The sequence below is a fragment of the Roseovarius sp. MBR-154 genome (genome assembly GCF_053628595.1).
The window spans coordinates 57808-74638 of sequence record NZ_JBRJGR010000010.1 but is presented as its reverse complement, the minus strand read 5'-3'; the positions used below and the strand labels follow the sequence as shown (position 1 = coordinate 74638).

Here is a 16831-nt window from a genome sequence, read left to right as displayed (position 1 = left end):
CCTTGCACCTGTCACGCAACGCATGGGCGCGATGAGCAAGCCGCTGATCTTCCTTGGACTCGAAAGTAGCTGCGACGATACCGCAGCCGCCTTGGTGCGCATAGGTTCGGATGGGACCCCCGAAATCCTCGCCTCGGTGGTGCATGGGCAGGCCATGCTGCATGCCGATTACGGCGGCGTCGTGCCGGAGCTCGCGGCGCGGGCGCATGCCGAAAAGCTCGATATCTGCGTGCGTGAGGCGCTGGGGCAGGCGGGGCTGGGGTTGGCCGATGTGGACGCCGTCGCAGTCACCGCCGGGCCGGGCCTCATTGGCGGGGTGATCGCCGGGGTGATGTGCGCCAAGGGGATCGCTGCCGGGGCGGGTCTGCCGCTGATCGGGGTCAACCATCTGGCCGGGCATGCGCTGACCCCGCGCCTGACCGACCGGGTCGCCTATCCCTACCTGATGCTGCTGGTCTCGGGCGGGCATTGTCAGTTCCTGATCGTGCGCGGGCCGGATGATTTCACCCGGCTTGGCGGCACCATCGACGACGCGCCGGGCGAGGCGTTCGACAAGACCGCGCGATTGCTTGGCCTGCCGCAACCCGGCGGGCCGAGCGTGGAGCGGGAGGCCGCATCGGGCGACGCGAGCCGCCTGCGCTTTCCCCGTCCGCTCTTGGACCGGGCGGGGTGCGACATGTCGTTTTCGGGGCTCAAGACCGCCCTGCTGCGCGCCCGCGATCAGATTGTGGCCGAGAAATCCGGGCTGACGCGGCAGGACCGCGCCGATCTTTGTGCCGGGTTTCAGGCGGCGGTCTGCGACGTGCTGGCAGAAAAGACGCGCCGGGCGCTGCGAATCTACATGGCGGAGGCGCCTTCGGTGCCCCTGATTGCTGTTGCGGGGGGCGTCTCCGCCAATGGCCCCATACGTGCGGCGTTGAAGGACGTGGCGGCAGAGGCGGGCGGGCGGTTTCTTGCACCACCCCTTGCGCTTTGCACGGACAACGCGGCGATGATCGCCTATGCGGGGGCGGAACTCTATGCCCAGGGTCATCGCGACGACATGACGCTTGCGGCGCGACCGCGCTGGCCGCTGGATTATACCAGCCCTTCGATGCTGGGCAGCGGCAAGAAGGGGGCAAAGGCATGACGCTCATTTGCGGCGCAGGCGCATTCGGCACGGCGCTGGCGGTGACCTTGGCGCAGAACGGCCCCGTCACGCTCTGGGCGCGCGATGCCGATCACGCCGCCGAGATGCAGGCACGCCGCGTCAACGCGCGCCGCCTGCCGGAGATCCCCCTGCCCGAGGCGATCACCGTGATCTCGGGCGATGTGCCGAGGGGGGACACGCCCTGCCTGCTGGCCATGCCGATGCAGACGCTTGGCGGGTTTCTGACGGCGCATCACCACGGGCTTGGAGCACGCCCCCTCGTCGCCTGCTGCAAGGGGATGGACCTTGCCACCGGGCTTGGACCGACCGGCCTGATCGCGCAGACCTGCGCAGAGGCCATTCCGGCGATCCTCACAGGCCCCAGTTTCGCGCGCGATATCGCGCTTGGGCTGCCCACGGCGCTGACGCTGGCCTGTGCCGACGCGGTGATTGGCCAGAGATTGCAATCCACGCTGACCACGCCCACCTTGCGCCTTTATCGCACCACCGACACCACCGGCGCGGAACTGGGCGGCGCGCTCAAGAACGTGATTGCCATCGGTTGCGGTGCGGTGATGGGGGCGGGGCTGGGCGAGAGTGCGCGCGCGGCCCTGATGACCCGTGGCTTTGCCGAGATGCACCGATTTGCCCATGCCCTCGGCGCGCAGCCCGACACGCTGGCGGGGCTATCTGGCTTTGGCGATCTGGTGCTCACCTGCACCAGTGGCCAGTCGCGCAATTACGGCTACGGCCAGAGCCTGGGGCGCGGCGAGGATTTCGACACAGGCGTCACCGTCGAAGGCGCCGCCACCGCCCGCGCCGTGCTGGCCCGTGCCCATGCGCTCGGCCTCGACATGCCGATCACCCATGCCATCACCGCGCTTGTCACTGGCGAATTGCGCGTCAGCGAGGCGATGGATATGCTGCTTTCACGACCATTGAAGGAAGAATGATGCTGATTGCCCTGATTGCCCGCGACCACCCCGGCGCCCTGCAAACCCGTCTCGACAACCGCGACGCCCATATCGCCTATCTCAAGGAGACCGGCGTTGTCAGCCAGGCGGGTCCGCTCCTGAACGAAGAGGGGGAAATGGTGGGCTCGCTCATCATCCTCGATGTTCAGGACATGCAAGAGGCCCAAGACTGGGCCAATAACGATCCCTACGCCAAGGCGGAGCTGTTTTCGGGCGTCGAGTTGATCCCGTGGAAGAAAGTGATCTGATGCGGTTTTGGCTGTTCAAGTCCGAACCGTCGGTCTGGGGCTGGTCCGACCAGCAAGCCAAGGGCGACGCGGGCGAGGAATGGGACGGCGTGCGCAACTATCAGGCGCGCAATTTCATGCGCGAGATGGCGGTGGGGGATTGCGGCTTTTTCTACCATTCGCAAAAGGAAAAGGCGGTGGTGGGCACGGTCGAGGTGATCGCGGAGGCGCATCCCGACAGCACCACCGACGATCCGCGATGGGAGTGCGTCGACATCAAGGCGCTGGAGGCGGCGCGGGTGCCCGTGACGCTCGACATGATCAAGGCCGATCCGCGCCTGTCGGAGATGGTGCTGGTGCGCAACTCGCGCCTGTCGGTGCAGCCGGTGACGGCCGAGGAATGGCGCATCATATGCGACATGGCAGGTCTGACAGGATAGACCGCCTCAGCCGGGACCCGCAGCCGCGGGATGCGCCCTGCCCCAGACCCGCGCGGCATCCCGCGCAACCAGGCGTGCTTCGATCCCGTCCAGTGCTTCCAGGGCGCGCGCTGCATCGGCGTTTTGACGCAGGGCATGCCGATAGGCCCGCAAAACCGAACGCGGCCCCCACGGCAGGCAGGCCCGGGCCAGCCACGCCCGTAGCGCAGGCGGCAGGCGGTCAAACTCGTGCATCGGGTCGAGGCTCCGGCGACGGTGGCGCAGGCTGGTCCGTCCATTGGTGCGCCCGGTCGTCCTGCCGCTCATATCGCCTCCTCCGGGTCGTCCAGCGGATCGAGCACCAGCAAGAACCGCGTTTCACCACGTCCCTCGATGGGCGGCGAACGATGCAACAGCCCCGAGGACGGATCGCCCGGCCAGAGCGTGCCGCGCAGCACCAACGGCACGCCGGTCGGCGTGGTGAATACCCGGTGCGGCACCTCGCCATCTACGCTGACCCCGTATTGCGTGCCGGTGCCGCGATAGGTGCAGATCAGCCGCGCGGGGACCGCGTCGATATGGAACCGGCGGCAGGCATCGGTCTGAATCACGTCGAGCCGCAGCCGCAGGAACCGCGCCTGCATCAGCCCGGCAAAGTGATCCGCCAGCATACCGATATCCTCGACCAGCCAGGTGCGAGCCGCGCTCTCGTCCAATCCCGCCATATCGCAGGCGGCGCCCGCGGCATCCCGCACCATGTCGGGCCGCAGGATCACGCGTAGCTGTGGCAACGTCGCGGGGGCAAGGCCGTCGACCCACGCCTGCCAGTCCGGATCAACCCGCCGCTGCCAGAGCGCCGCTGCCACCCCCGACCGCGAGATCACATCTAGGTCGTCGGCACAGTCCGCCACCCCCACGCCGATCGCCGCCCCGTGCAGGATCTCACGCTCCAGCGTCATGCCGCCGCCTCCGCCCGCCGCCAGCGCGGGAAAGGATCGGGCAGATCCTCCACTCCTTCATCTTGCATCAGCGCGGCGTCGAGCCTGCCGCGCAGCGCGGGCCAGTCGATGCCTGCCCCGATGAACACGATCTCCTGCCGCCGGTCGCCCCACGGCTCCTGCCAATGCGCGCGCAGATAGTTCTGCGCCTGCGCGTGATCCGGCCAGCGCTTGCGCGGCACCGCCGCCCACCAGGTGCCCAAGGGTGTCACGCTCGACAGGCTGCCCGCCAGCGAAAATTCCGCCACCCAATCGGGCCGCGTGGCGATCCAGAAATGCCCTTTGGCCCGGATCACGCCGGGCAGGGGGCCGTTCAGCACGTCATGGATCGCCTGCGGATGAAACGGCGCGCGCGCCCGGTAGGTATAAGAGGCGACACCGTATTCCTCGGTCTCGGGAACATGATCGGCAAACCCGTAAAGCTCTTTCGCCCACATCGGATGCTCATGCGCCTTGTCGAAATCGAAAAGGCCCGTGGCAAGGATCGCATCCGCGCCCACGGCGCCATGATCGGTCTCGATGACCCGCGCATCGGCATTCAGGCTACGGATGATCTTGCGCGCGGCGTCGCGCTGATACGGTGCGGCGTCGCTCACCTTGTTCAGGATCGCCACATCGGCATACTCGATCTGGTCGGTCAGCAGATGCACCAGCGTGCGCTCATCCGCGTCCCCCATTGTCTTGCCCCGGTCGCGCAGGAAATCGTGGCTGGAAAAATCGCGCAACAGGTTTACCGCGTCGACGACCGTCACCATCGTGTCGAGGCGCGCCACATCCGACAGGCTCTCGCCCGCCTCGTCACGAAACTCGAAGGTGGCGGCAAGGGGCAAAGGCTCGGAAATGCCGGTCGATTCGATCAGCAGATAATCGAATCGGCCTTCCCCCGCGAGGCGGCGCACCTCGGCCAGCAGATCGTCGCGCAGGGTGCAGCAGATGCAGCCATTCGACATCTCGATCAGGGTCTCGTCGGTGCGGCTCAGTTCGGTCTCGGCACGTACGAGATCGGCGTCGATATTCACCTCGGACATGTCATTGACGATCACCGCCGCGCGGCGGCCCTCGCGGTTGTTCAGCACGCGGTTGAGCAGCGTCGTCTTGCCGGCTCCGAGAAAGCCCGAGAGCACGGTGACGGGCAGGCGGGGGTCCATGTCGGTCATGAGAAGCCTCACATTTTATGTAGTGTAATGTAATGTTATTTTATAACTTCTCCTGAATGTCAAACCGTAATCTCGCTGCCCACGCGACTTTCCGCGTTGCACATGACGCATCCGACGAGTTCTGCCCCATGACGAGAGTCCCCAACGACATGCCTTGCCCCGCATTTACCCCGCTCACTCGGACAGATCGTCTTCGGGGCTCATCTGTGCCGATGCCGGATACGCGGCACCAAAACTGCGTGACGCCAGCAGGATCGCAGACCCCGCGGTCAATCCTATACTGCGCGCGCTGACGTTCGCCCTTCTCATACCGCGCCAAGCTCGCTATCCGCTCACAGGAGCCGCCGGCCTAATCCGCTCATCGGCGATCTCCACCGCTTCGGCCGACCCCGCACAGACCGCCAAGGCGCAGCACTCAGGCTGGCGGCTTGCGCATCAGCCGCGCAAGCGCCGCCACCTCCCGCCCCTGCCCCGCCGACTCCAGTAGATCGGCGGCACGCAGGCGCACGTCCTCGGGCTTGTTCTGCCCCAGTTTCCAGGTGCCCGCGATCTCGTCCACCCGCATCGCGCAGGGCACGATCTGCCGCATCATCCGCTCCAGCACCTCGGGTGTCATCTTCTCTGCCCGCCAGTCCTGCTTGGGCGCGAGCCGCGTCTCGAACTCTGCCGACTGCCGGTCGAGCAGGTCGCGCATGTGCTCCTGCGGCTGCAAGCTTATCTCGCCCACCAGATGCACGGCGATGTAATTCCAGGTGGGCACCTGATCCTCGACGCCGTACCAATCGGGCGAGACATAGGAATGCGGCCCCTGTACCGCGAGCCGGGCAGGCAGGGGCGCAGACAGCAGCCGCGCGATGGGATTGGAGCGCACGAGGTGGAACTCCGCCCGGTTGCCGTCCTCGGACAGCAGGAACGGGATATGGCTGATCAGCGGGGCCTCCCCGGTGGCCACGGCCAGCAGGCCAAAGCCCTGCTCGCGCGCAAAGGCGATGTTGCGGGCCGTATCGGCCTGACGAAAGGCGGGGTTGGGGTGCATCGCGACGGGCCTCTCAGGCGGCGGTCAACTGCGTGCCGGTATGGCCGGTCACGGTCGCTGTGACGATTGCACCCTCGGGCCGGTCGCTGTCAAAGACCACCTCGGTGAATTGCTCGGTGCGGCCCATGCGCGGATGCTCCATCAGGATGGCGTGGCGGCGCCCCTGCTGTTCGGCCAGATGCGCCGCGACCCGCGCCGCGCCCGCCGCGCGCAGCCGCGCCGCGCGGTCCTTGACCGCAGCGCCATGAACCTGCGGCATCCTTGCAGCGGGAGTGCCGGGACGGGGCGAGTAGGGAAACACATGCAGCCAGGTCAGGTGGCATTCCTCCACCAGCCGCAGCGAGTTCTCGAACGCCGCCCCGGTCTCGGTCGGGAACCCGGCGATGATATCGGCCCCGAAGGTCATGTCGGGACGCAGGCGCCGTGCCTCTTCGGAAAAACGGATCGCATCATCGCGCAGATGCCGCCGCTTCATCCGCTTGAGGATCAGGTCATCGCCATGCTGCAGGCTCAGATGCAGATGCGGCATCAGGCGCGGCTCGGTGGCGATGGCCTGCATCAGGTTGTCATCCACCTCTATGGAATCAATCGAGGAAATCCGCAGGCGCGGCAAATCCGGCACCAGCTTCAGGATGCGCATCACCAAGTCGCCGAGTTTCGGCTGCGACGGCAGATCCGCGCCCCAGCTTGTCAGGTCCACACCGGTCAGCACCACCTCGTTATAGCCCGCGCCCACCAGCCGCTTGATCTGATCGACCACGACGCCCGCCGGAACCGAGCGAGAATTGCCCCGGCCATACGGGATGATGCAGAAGGTGCAACGGTGATCGCAGCCGTTCTGCACTTGGACATAGGCGCGGCTGCGCGTGCCGAACCCGTCGATCAGGTGGCCCGCCGTCTCGGTCACCGACATGATGTCGTTGACCTGTACGCGCTCGGCGTCGCCGATGAAATCCGCGGCGAGACGTCCCCATGTCTCACCCTGCATCTTTTCGGTATTGCCGATGACGGCATCGACCTCGTCCATCGCGGCAAAGGTCTCGGGCTCGGTCTGCGCCGCGCAGCCGGTCACGATCAGGCGCGCGCCCGGATATTCGCGGCGCAACCGGCGGATTTCCTGCCGCGCCTTGCGCACGGCCTCGGACGTGACGGCACAGGTATTGACCACGACGGCATTCTCCAGCCCCGCCTGCCCGGCAAGATCCTTCATCGCCTCAGTCTCATAGGCGTTCAAACGACAGCCCAATGTGGTGAATCGTGGCGCGCCCGTCATTGGAATCCCGCCAGAAACTCGGGCGTCAGATGGCCGCTCGCGACATGCGCCGTCTCGCCGGTCATCCAAACCCCATCCTCGCGCCACTCGACCTCGAGCGTGCCGCCATCAAGGGTGATCCGCACATGCCGCCCGGTCAGACCGCGCCGCGCGGCGGCCACGGCCACGGCACAAGAGGAGGAGCCGGAGGCCAGCGTGACCCCCACGCCCCGCTCCCAGACCCGCATGCGCAGATGATCGGGGGCGACAATGCTCGCCACCTGCACATTGGTGCGCTCGGGATAAAGCGGGTGATGCTCATAGCGCGGCCCGAACCGGTCGAGCGGCACGGCACAGGCATCCTCGACAAAAAACGTGCAATGCGGGTTGCCCATGCCGGTGGCGGTGGGGCCGCCCTCTATGGGCAGTTCCAGCGTGTCCATTGCCTCCGCCAGAGGGATCTCGGCCCAGTCCAGCTGTGGCTGCCCCATGTTGACCGAGGTCAGCCCACCTCCCGCATCGACCGCCTGCAACGCCCCGCGCGCCGTGCTCAGCGTCAGCGCGGTCTGGCCGGTCTCCGCCATCAGATGCCGCGCGATGCAGCGCGTGGCATTGCCACAGGCGGCAGAGGTGGAGCCATCGGCATTGTAGAAGGTCAGATGCGCAACCCCGTCGCCCGCCCCTATCACCGCAAGCTGATCGAATCCGATGCCACGATGCCGGTCCGCGATCCCCGCGACAAGCGCCGCAGACAGCACCAGAACACGCTCGCGCGCATCGAGCACGACAAAGTCGTTGCCCAATCCGTGCATCTTCATGAAAGCCAGCCCTGTTTCGCGCATATCGTTCATGTCCGGGCATATAAACCCGCGCTCGGGATGAATCCATACGATCCTTTGAATAAGCCTCACTTTCGGGGTTGACCCCCCGGCCCGCTCTTTCTAGATACCGCCCTCAGTGGGCCGTTAGCTCAGTTGGTAGAGCAACTGACTTTTAATCAGTGGGTCGCAGGTTCGAATCCTGCACGGCTCACCACTGATAATCAAATTTCCTTTCCCTGCTTGGGGTTGGTGTCAGAATTGACGAACCTCTTGGGAAGGTCCGCCAAATTGCGCTCGCCATTCGGGCGGGCGATCAGTTTCTCAATCGCGGAATCGGCCATACCTTCACGGCCAGCGGCCTCGGTGTAGCGCTGCACGAGGGCCAGCGTTATGTGCCCGGTGACCGCGCCGATCTCGTGCGCAGTCGCCCCGGCCTCGGCCAAGCGGCGCGCACAGGCCTTGCGAAGTCCGTGAGCGGAACACTGGGGCAGTTTCGCGTCTTCGGTCCAACGCTGCATGAGATTGCCCAGACCTCCGGCAGAGCGCATGGTGCCCTTCTGGGTGGCCAAGAACGGGCGGTCCTTCGGCAATCTGTCCAGCACCTCGGCCAAGTCTGGATGGATCGGCACGGACACCAGCACACCGCCTGAGCGCTGCGTCTTCTGCCGCCGGTACTCGATCTTGCCATTGCGGATGTTCTTTGGCCCCAGCTTCACCGCATCGACCCGCGCCGCACCTGTGTAGAGCATCAGCGTCACCGCCGTATGCGCCAGCGTGCCAGGCTTGTGGACCTTGAAGAATTGCGCCAACTCGTCCTCGTCCCACGTGTGGAAGCCGTCACCGCCCACACGGAACGGCTTCGTTGCCCGCGCCGGGTTGTCGCCGCGCCAGTCCAGCGTGATCGCGAAATCCATCAACTGGATCAGCCGCTTGCGCAGGTTGTTTGCCGCTGTCGGAGTCTCGGCCTTCTCGGCAAGGATCGTCTGCACAAGCCCGTCATGGTCTTTAAAGCGCTGCGCTGTGGGGCTTCTCCGGAGGAGTAGCAGTCGTAAATTCAGCATGCCAGCCATCATATTTCAAAGTTGTCGACTGACAACTTAAGTCGAAAGGCCTATGTAATGCCTCGTAAACCGCACAAGTCCAAGGAGATCGAGGCGGTCTTGCGTGAGCTGGAAGCCTTGGGGTGGACGGTCACTCTGCGTTCCGGGCGCGGGCATGCTTGGGGCCTGATCAGGTGCCCGAACAGCGATCCGGACTGCCGGTGCGGTGAGTTTTGTCAGATGGGTGTCTAGTCGACGCCACAGAATCCGGGCCGGTTTGCCCGGCAACTAAGGAATCGGGCGCTTGGCTGCACGAAGCTAGGCAATGCCGATGATGGCGCTCAAGAGGTCCCGAACGACACGCGCATATGGGTCGGCAAAAGTTCTTCCTTCGTCTGACCGAACAATGGCCAAACTCATCCCCGACGCGGCGCAAATGGGCAGCGCGGCGGCGTTCTGACGCCGACCCACAGGGGGTTGGCACGGATGAGAAGGACCATCTGAAATGCCCAAGGATATAGCCAGCCCCTCGCCCTGCGCGGGATTCATCGTTGCCAACTGCGCTGCACTGGCCTGTGCCGCCCGTCTGCTCGGCGGGCAAGCAGCTCTCAAGCGCGCCCAGCGTCTGATCGAGGACTTCTCCCTCGCACCGCCATTGACACGGCGGCTGAACCGGGAACTCGACGCGCTGGAGGACCTGTTGGCCCTGCGCCATGTCCACGATTTCGACCGCGTCGAGGCCGCGCAATTCAGCAAGATCGATCCGCTCGATCCGGCCGTCGAGGAGAGTTGTCAGTTGCTCGACGGCTTGCGTGCGGCCCGGGAGGCAGAAGCCAACGTAGGCTGAGCGATCTTGCGCGCCCGGCATATTGAGAATTCCGGGCGCGCTACGTCCTAACAGAAAGCGTGCGACCCCTTTCATAAAAAATCCGGAAGACCACGGATTTCTGCTTCTGCTTCGGCTGAAAGAGCCAATGTCCAGATTACCAGCGCCGAGCCCCGAGACATCAACCACCGAGGAGAACATCCGAGCCGCGACACCAACCTGCCGCACGCCCCGACATAGGCCGATCTGACACCAGCAGGAAACGCGTGGCATACGCCACGGGCTGGATGTCGGGAGTGCAAACATGCACATCACTTCAGCCCCCGTCACGGACAATGACGGGACCACCAAGGCCATCGAGGCCGCGCTCGACGCGCTTGACTTCCTGCGCCGTCACGGTGCCGGGCTTTGCGATCTCCTCGGGCTTCTGGCCGAGGAGACCGCGTTCGACGCGCTCTGCGATCTGCACGGGCAATCCGGATCCGATCTTCCGGATGTTCGCCGCATTCGGCGGTCACTGAGGTCAATTCGCGCAGCGCTCGCGGCGCGCTCAACCCACGCCAATGACGCCCTGAGCGTCAGAAAAGGCTACTGCGTGGACACATCTGTCCGGTGGTACGGAGCGCGAATCAGCGACTTGCTGGTCGCCTTCCGGTAAATCTCTACGATATCCTCGTACAAGCCGCGGTCTCTCGGACCGCGGCTTTTTTCGTGCGATCATCAACGCCGAGGCGGCCAAGGAGGTCGCGCGCACAAAGACGCGATCGTTTCGGCATCGCACAAGCCTGATGTCGCAGTCCTGTCAGAGCGGCACCGTATTGGCGGGATTGATCGTCTTCGGACAAGTCCTAACAGCCCATGCCTGTCCAAAAAGTCGAAAGAAATGCGCCGACAGCGTTTTTCGCGCTGTGAATGCGAACCTATGTACTCAGCAAGAGTCGAACTGCCACCACGAGGAGTCAAACGATAACGGAGACGTCCAGGACATTCAGCTTGCCACTTCTATTTCACGGGCGGGATTACGCTCTGAAATCCGCTGGCAGCCCTGAACGGCAAGTCAAAGCCCGCAGTGCCCAGGGCAGACCACGGGTTCACTCAATGCTCCCGCTGAATGGGTGAAATGGTCGTCTATTTCGAAGAACAGACGAGACCAAGCTTGTGGTCTCGGTGGTCACGTTGTGCTTATCAGAATGGCCAAAAAACCATCCAAAAAGGACAATTAGTCCTTTCAATTTCAACATCCGCCCCGGCCCCTCACGCGCATTTGCTGTGTCCGCAGCTTGCGCAGGTCCGGCAGCCTTCGATCATGCGCATGTCGTAGCTGCCGCAGGCGGGACAGGCGGGGCCTTTCGGGGCGTCGAAGCCGACGACCTGCGCAGTCGGGTCAGCCTTGAGACCCAGCCCCTCGCCCGCGAGAAAGCCGATCTGTACCATGTGACGTTCCAGCACCCCGCCGATGGCGGCGAGAATCGAGGGGATGTATTTGCCGTTCATCCACGCGCCGCCGCGCGGATCGAACACCGCCTTCAGCTCCTCGACCACAAATGACACATCGCCGCCGCGCCGGAACACTGCCGAAATCATCCGCGTCAGCGCCACGGTCCAGGCGTAATGTTCCATGTTCTTGGAATTGATGAACACCTCGAAGGGCCGCCGGTGCCCGTTCAGCACGATATCGTTCACCGTCACATAGATCGCATGGTTGCTGTCGGGCCATTTCAGCTTGTAGGTCGCGCCTTCCAGTTCGGTGGGCCGGTCGAGCGGGTCGGACATGTAGATCACCTCACCGCCCTCGCCAGACATCGCGCCCTCGCCGGGCACCTTGTCGGCGCTCTCGCTCACGCTGAGAACCGAGCCGGTCACGTCATTGGGCCGGTAGGTGGTACAGCCCTTGCAGCCGGTCTCATAGGCCTGCATGTAGACATTCTTGAACGCCTCGAAACCGATATCCTCGGGGCAGTTGATGGTCTTGGAAATGCTCGAATCCACCCATTTCTGCGCCGCCGCCTGCATCTTGACGTGATCCTCGGGGGCGAGGGTCTGCGCGTTCACGAAATGATCGGGCAGCGGCGCGTCGCCCATCCGGTCGCGCCACATCTGCACGGCGTAATCGACCACCTCTTCCTCGCTGCGCGAGCCGTCCTTTTGCAGGACCTTGCGGGTGTAGGAATAGGCAAAGACCGGCTCGATCCCGCTGCTGACATTGCCGGCATAGAGGCTGATCGTGCCGGTGGGGGCGATCGAGGTCAGCAGCGCGTTGCGGATACCCTGCTCGGCCACCGCCGCGCGCACGTCCTCGTCCATCGCCTGCATCGTGCCCGAGGCCAGGAACGCATCGCGGTCGAAGAGCGGAAAGGCCCCCTTCTCACGCGCCAGATCGGTGCTTGCCAGATAGGCCGCCCGCGCAATCGCGCGCAGCCAGCTTTCGGTCTGCGCCACGGCATCCTCGGCCCCGTAGCGCAGCCCGCACATCAGCAGCGCATCGGCGAGCCCGGTGACCCCCAGCCCGATCCGCCGCTTGGCCTGCGCCTCGCGCGCCTGCGCCTCGAGCGGAAAGTTCGACGCATCCACCACGTTGTCCATCATCCGCACGGCCAGCCCAACCAGGCGTGCCAGTTCCTCCTCGTCGATCGACGCACCATCGCCGAACGGATCACGCACCAGTCGCGCCAGGTTGATCGACCCCAGCAGGCAGGCGCCATAGGGCGGCAGGGGCTGTTCGCCGCAATTGTGGACATAAAGCCCGTTGGCATCAAAGGCATTGACCCCGGGCACCGACACGTCAAAGACCTCGGCCTCGCCATCCTCTGCCACCTCGGTCACCTGGGCCGTGAAACGCTCACGGTTCAGCGCGCGGCGATAGCCGCTGATTGCGACCTCCAGCCGCCGTGCTTTCTCCAGATCTGCAAAGCCGACCTTGTCGGCATAGACCGGCAGGTTGCCGCCGGAAATCACCAACTCGTGCTGCGCACGGACCGCATAGGCGCGCTGCCCGCCCTTGCCATCCGGCAGGGTGCTCTCGCCTGCCGCACGGCGGTCGCGGTAGAGGGTTGATTGCACCCCGAGCCGCGCCAGCATCCGCTGCGCCGCCTCGAGAAGACCTGTATCGCTTTGCGCAAGGCGCACCGAGACGCCCTTGGCCTGGCTGCCCTGCACCGAGCCGTCGGCATCGAACAGCCCGCGCAGCACGGCGGCACAAAAGCCGGGGGCCGCGGCCTCGATTTCAGGGGTCAGGGTCTTGTGCCCCTGACGCAGCCCGTAGTCGCGCGCCAGTGCGGTGAGCGCGGCGGTGCCGATGCGATGCTCGCCCCGGCCCAACACCTCTTGCCAGCCTGCGAAATCGGCGCGGTGCGGCAGAGTGCGCAGCAGCGTCTCGACGTGCTCCATAACCGGGTTCGGCGGGGGCGTGCCATTGCCACACGCGGCACGGGGCCAGACCGAGATGAGGGTCTTGTCGGCGCGGATCGCACCATCGCCGATCAGCACGCCCAGCAGATAGCCGCGCGCGTCTTCGGGCTGCGCGACAGGTGCCGCAGACCGGTGATCGTGCAGCATCACCTCGTCACCGGGCCGCAGATCGCCCGCCGCGACCCAATCGCTCTTGAGCCGCCAGCGGGTCTTGTCCACGACCTTGCGCACGCGGTGGTCGGCGGTCAGTCTCAGGCTGCGCCCGCACGCAGTGGACAGCCGCAGGACGGGTTTGACCCCGGTGGAAAAGAAGCCTTCGGGCCCGGTATCATACGCCATACCATCGACCAGCGCCCGGAACCGGCGACCGATCAGGTCACAAACTTGCCGCGCGCCCTCCTCGGTCGAGACCCAGGTCTCTGCGGTGACGCAGGGATTGGTCGCCGCGATCTCCTCGCAATAGGCCAGATTGTTGGCCTGATTGATCCGGTCGATGAAGATCACCCCCGGCTCGGCATAGTCATAGGTGGCCTGCATGATCCGGTTCCACAGGTCGCGCGCCTGCACGGTATGATAGACCCGGCCATCGAATTGCAATTCCCAACTGCCATCGGCCTTGACCGCCTCCATGAAGGCATCCGTCACGAGGACGCTGAGGTTGAACATGCGCAGCCGTGCGGCGTCGGACTTGGCGGCGATGAAATCCTCGATGTCGGGATGGTCGCAGCGCATCGTCGCCATCATCGCGCCGCGCCGACTGCCCGCGCTCATGATCGTGCGGCACATCGCGTCCCACACATCCATGAAACTGAGCGGCCCGCTGGCATCCGCCGACACACCCTTGACCACCGCCCCCTTGGGCCGGATCGTCGAGAAATCATAGCCGATGCCGCCGCCCTGCTGCATGGTCAGCGCAGCCTCGCGCAGATTGTCGAAGATGCCGCCCATATCGTCGGGGATCGTGCCCATCACGAAACAGTTGAACAGCGTCACCTTGCGCCCGGTGCCCACCCCGGCGGTGATCCGGCCCGCAGGCAGGAACCTGAAATCCTCGAGGGCATCATAGAACCGCTCTTCCCAGATCTCCGGCTCGGCCTCGACCTTTGCCAGTGACCGCGCGATGCGCCGCCAGGTATCCTCGACGCTGGCATCCCCGCCATCCTCAGCGATGTAGCGGTATTTCATAGTCCAGATCTGTTCCGCGATGGGGGCGGCAAAACGGGTCATGAGCGGCGATTCCCTTGCGTCAGAGGCAGACCGATACAATAGCCCCCCCGCCTTGAGATTTCCACCATCTCTTGCCCTGCCCGGTGAGACCGCTACGATATATGGAGAAACTCAAGGGATTCGCGCGTGGCTCTGCATCTCATCAAACTCAGCGTCGGCACCAAATCGGTCGAAGGGCTGATGGACTGGCAGCAGACCCCGCGTGCCAAGGCCCCGGACGGCCATCCCTGCCATGTCACCCGGATGTGGCCCAAGCGCGAGGCCGAGCTGCTCGACGGCGGGTCGATCTACTGGGTCATTCAGGGCCTTGTGCAATGCCGTCAGCGCATCCTGCGGCTGGACGAGGTCACGGGCGGCGACGGCGTTCGCCGCTGCGCCATCGTGCTCGACCCGGTGCTGGTCCGCACCACCACGGCGCAACGCCGCCCGTTTCAGGGCTGGCGCTACCTGCCGGCGGCGGATGCGCCCGCAGATATCGGCCCGGCGCGGGCGGGCGATGACAGCCTGCCACCGGAACTCTCGGCGGCACTGGCCGATATCGGGGTGCTGTAACGGCGGACAGGACGGGGGCCGCGCCCGCGCGATCACAACAGCGACAAAAGCCGCTCCGGCGGGCGTCCGATCACCGCCTGATCGTCGGTAAGACCGATGGGCCGCTCGATCAGGATCGGGTGTTCGGCCATTGCCGCGATCAATGTGTCGGGCGCGCTGTCACGGCTCAGACCCAGCCCCTTGAACCGCGCCTCGCCCGCGCGCATCATCTCGATGGGCGTCACGTCCAACCGCGTCAGAACATCGCGTAGCTCCGCCTCACTTGGCGCGTCATCCAGGTAGCGCCGCACGCTCACCTCGGCCCCGCGCTCTTCCAGCAGCTTCAGCCCGGCGCGCGATTTGGAACAGCGCGGATTGTGCCAATAGGTGATCACAGCCAATCCTCCCGCCTCGTGCCCACAGCCTCGGCCACGGTAGCGAACCCGTCGCGCTCGAGCAGCGCATCGAGGCCCTTGGCGATGTCAGAGACAAGGGACAGCCCCTCATAAACCAGCGCCGAGTAAAGCTGCACGGCATGCGCCCCGGCGCGGATCTTGGCATAGGCGTCCTCGGCGGAGCCTACACCGCCCACGCCAATCAGCGGCATCTCGCCCCCCGTCAACTGCGACAGCCGCGCCAGCACCCGGGTCGATTTCTCGAACAGTGGCCGGCCCGACAGCCCCCCCGCCTGATCGCCCTCCGGGCTTAGCAGCCCCTCGCGATCCAGCGTGGTGTTGGTGGCGATGATGCCGGCAAGGCCGGAGCCACGCGCCACATCGGCGATCGCCGACAGTTCCGTATCACTCAGATCCGGCGCGACCTTGAGGAAAACCGGGATCGGGCGCGGCAGCCAGTCGCGCGCCTCCATGACACCTTTCAACAGACCCATCAGCGCCTCGGCCCCTTGCAGGTCGCGCAGTTTCTCGGTGTTGGGGCTGCTGACATTGACCGTCGCGAAATCCAGATGCGCGCCGCAATGCGCCAGCACCCGGGCGAAATCCTCGGCCCGGTCGGCACTGTCCTTGTTGGCCCCCAGATTGAGGCCGATCACCGCGTCGCGCGGGCGGTTGGCCAGCCGCACGGCAGCGGCCTCCATCCCCTGATTGTTGAACCCGAAACGGTTGATCACGCCGCGGTCCTCACTCAGCCTGAAAAGACGCGGGCGCGGGTTGCCGGGCTGCGGGCGCGGCGTGACCGCCCCCACCTCGATGAACCCGAACCCAGCGCCGCTCAGCGGCCCGAGCGCCTCGGCGTTCTTGTCGAAGCCTGCCGCAAGGCCCACCGGGTTGGGCAGCGACAGCCCTGCCAGATCGGTCCTGAGTCGCGTGCTGGTGACCGGGCCGGGGGTGGGTGTCAGCCCCATGCGCAGTGCCCGCAGCGCCAGACCATGCGCGGTTTCGGGGTCACAGCGATGCAGCAGGCCAAGACCGAGCCGCTCCAGCGGTGTCATTCCAGACCTGCCGGGAACTGATGCACGCCATTCTCCAACGGCAGCGGCTGCGCCCATGCCACATCGGACAGCCGCAACTCGCGATAGAGATGCGGGAAGAGCGCGCCACCGCGCGACGGTTCCCATTTGAGGGCCTCGCCCAGACGCTCGGTCTCGATGGCCAGCAGCATCAGCCCGCGTTCGCCCGCGAAGTGCTTGGCGGCTGTCTCGGCGGCCTGCTCGGCGGTCGAGAAATGCACATAGCCATCGGCGAGATCGACCGGCGCGCCGGCGCTTTCGCCCGTTTCGCGCAGATCGGCCCATTCGGGACCACGGAATATCTTGTAGATCAGCATA

18 protein-coding genes and 1 tRNA gene are annotated in these 16831 nt (G+C 65.4%); 8 read left to right on the top strand and 11 right to left on the bottom strand.

Annotated features, from left to right (window positions below; all coding sequences use genetic code 11):
* Positions 1 to 31 precede the first annotated feature (31 nt).
* The 4 genes from tsaD to ACSSV4_RS13575 are packed head-to-tail and all read left to right on the top strand — an operon-like array spanning position 32 to position 2770.
* A complete protein-coding gene (tsaD, locus tag ACSSV4_RS13590) occupies positions 32 to 1129 on the top strand; it encodes a tRNA (adenosine(37)-N6)-threonylcarbamoyltransferase complex transferase subunit TsaD (protein ID WP_454275655.1) in 1098 nt (365 codons plus the stop codon).
* Positions 1126 to 2082, top strand: coding sequence for an NAD(P)H-dependent glycerol-3-phosphate dehydrogenase (locus ACSSV4_RS13585; RefSeq protein ID WP_454275654.1), 957 nt, complete (start codon positions 1126 to 1128; stop codon positions 2080 to 2082). The genes tsaD and ACSSV4_RS13585 overlap by 4 nt, the downstream gene beginning before the upstream one ends.
* Positions 2082 to 2351, top strand: coding sequence for a YciI family protein (locus ACSSV4_RS13580; protein ID WP_454275725.1), 270 nt, complete (start codon positions 2082 to 2084; stop codon positions 2349 to 2351). The genes ACSSV4_RS13585 and ACSSV4_RS13580 overlap by 1 nt, the downstream gene beginning before the upstream one ends.
* Entirely contained in the window at positions 2351 to 2770 is a 420-nt protein-coding gene (locus tag ACSSV4_RS13575; RefSeq protein WP_454275653.1) for an EVE domain-containing protein, read from the top strand. The genes ACSSV4_RS13580 and ACSSV4_RS13575 overlap by 1 nt, the downstream gene beginning before the upstream one ends.
* A gap of 6 nt (positions 2771 to 2776) precedes the next feature.
* Here ACSSV4_RS13575 and ACSSV4_RS13570 read toward each other — a convergent pair whose 3' ends face one another.
* The 6 genes from ACSSV4_RS13570 to dapF form a co-directional block, all read right to left on the bottom strand.
* Positions 2777 to 3076, bottom strand: coding sequence for a DUF6525 family protein (locus tag ACSSV4_RS13570; protein WP_454275652.1), 300 nt, complete (start codon positions 3074 to 3076; stop codon positions 2777 to 2779).
* Positions 3073 to 3708 carry a DUF1826 domain-containing protein gene (locus ACSSV4_RS13565; RefSeq protein ID WP_454275651.1) on the bottom strand — a complete coding sequence of 212 codons (636 nt, stop codon included), beginning with the start codon at positions 3706 to 3708 and terminating at the stop codon, positions 3073 to 3075. Before ACSSV4_RS13565 ends, ACSSV4_RS13570 begins: the two co-directional genes overlap by 4 nt.
* Positions 3705 to 4895: a GTP-binding protein gene (locus ACSSV4_RS13560; protein ID WP_454275724.1), complete on the bottom strand. Its 1191-nt coding sequence runs from the start codon at positions 4893 to 4895 to the stop codon at positions 3705 to 3707. Before ACSSV4_RS13560 ends, ACSSV4_RS13565 begins: the two co-directional genes overlap by 4 nt.
* A gap of 424 nt (positions 4896 to 5319) precedes the next feature.
* Complete coding sequence (locus tag ACSSV4_RS13555; protein ID WP_454275650.1) at positions 5320 to 5940, bottom strand: FMN-binding negative transcriptional regulator; 621 nt, start codon at positions 5938 to 5940, stop codon at positions 5320 to 5322.
* A 13-nt stretch (positions 5941 to 5953) separates the two neighbouring features.
* Entirely contained in the window at positions 5954 to 7213 is a 1260-nt protein-coding gene (mtaB, locus tag ACSSV4_RS13550; RefSeq protein ID WP_454275649.1) for a tRNA (N(6)-L-threonylcarbamoyladenosine(37)-C(2))-methylthiotransferase MtaB, read from the bottom strand.
* Entirely contained in the window at positions 7210 to 8043 is an 834-nt protein-coding gene (dapF, locus tag ACSSV4_RS13545) for a diaminopimelate epimerase (protein ID WP_454275648.1), read from the bottom strand. Before dapF ends, mtaB begins: the two co-directional genes overlap by 4 nt.
* Positions 8044 to 8151: 108 nt before the next feature.
* Between dapF and ACSSV4_RS13540 the strand changes: the two genes are divergently transcribed.
* A tRNA-Lys gene (locus tag ACSSV4_RS13540) sits at positions 8152 to 8227 on the top strand.
* Positions 8228 to 8234: 7 nt separating this feature from the next.
* Here the strand turns inward: ACSSV4_RS13540 and ACSSV4_RS13535 are convergent.
* Positions 8235 to 9083 (bottom strand): tyrosine-type recombinase/integrase, encoded by an 849-nt coding sequence (locus ACSSV4_RS13535; RefSeq protein WP_454275647.1) that lies wholly within the window; start codon positions 9081 to 9083, stop codon positions 8235 to 8237.
* Positions 9084 to 9558: 475 nt separating this feature from the next.
* Here ACSSV4_RS13535 and ACSSV4_RS13530 point away from each other — a divergent pair, with 475 nt between their 5' ends.
* Together ACSSV4_RS13530 and ACSSV4_RS13525 are read left to right on the top strand one after the other, a co-directional pair.
* Positions 9559 to 9900, top strand: coding sequence for a hypothetical protein (locus ACSSV4_RS13530; RefSeq protein ID WP_454275646.1), 342 nt, complete (start codon positions 9559 to 9561; stop codon positions 9898 to 9900).
* 283 nt (positions 9901 to 10183) lie between these two features.
* Positions 10184 to 10537 carry a hypothetical protein gene (locus ACSSV4_RS13525; RefSeq protein ID WP_454275645.1) on the top strand — a complete coding sequence of 118 codons (354 nt, stop codon included), beginning with the start codon at positions 10184 to 10186 and terminating at the stop codon, positions 10535 to 10537.
* A gap of 596 nt (positions 10538 to 11133) precedes the next feature.
* Here the strand turns inward: ACSSV4_RS13525 and ACSSV4_RS13520 are convergent.
* Entirely contained in the window at positions 11134 to 14514 is a 3381-nt protein-coding gene (locus ACSSV4_RS13520; protein WP_454275644.1) for an LAGLIDADG family homing endonuclease, read from the bottom strand.
* Between the two features lie 126 nt (positions 14515 to 14640).
* On the opposite strand from ACSSV4_RS13520, the gene ACSSV4_RS13515 reads away from it, so the two are divergent.
* A complete protein-coding gene (locus ACSSV4_RS13515; RefSeq protein ID WP_454275643.1) occupies positions 14641 to 15066 on the top strand; it encodes a DUF1489 family protein in 426 nt (141 codons plus the stop codon).
* A gap of 32 nt (positions 15067 to 15098) precedes the next feature.
* On the opposite strand, the gene arsC is transcribed toward ACSSV4_RS13515, so the two are convergent.
* Genes arsC through ACSSV4_RS13500 form a run of 3 tightly spaced genes read right to left on the bottom strand, consistent with a single transcriptional unit; the run spans position 15099 to position 16830 of the window.
* Entirely contained in the window at positions 15099 to 15440 is a 342-nt protein-coding gene (arsC, locus tag ACSSV4_RS13510; RefSeq protein ID WP_454275723.1) for an arsenate reductase (glutaredoxin), read from the bottom strand.
* Positions 15437 to 16495, bottom strand: a complete 1059-nt coding sequence (locus ACSSV4_RS13505) for a quinone-dependent dihydroorotate dehydrogenase (protein ID WP_454275642.1) — start codon at positions 16493 to 16495, stop codon at positions 15437 to 15439. The genes arsC and ACSSV4_RS13505 overlap by 4 nt, the downstream gene beginning before the upstream one ends.
* Positions 16492 to 16830 carry a DUF952 domain-containing protein gene (locus tag ACSSV4_RS13500; protein WP_454275641.1) on the bottom strand — a complete coding sequence of 113 codons (339 nt, stop codon included), beginning with the start codon at positions 16828 to 16830 and terminating at the stop codon, positions 16492 to 16494. Before ACSSV4_RS13500 ends, ACSSV4_RS13505 begins: the two co-directional genes overlap by 4 nt.
* Position 16831 lies beyond the last annotated feature (1 nt).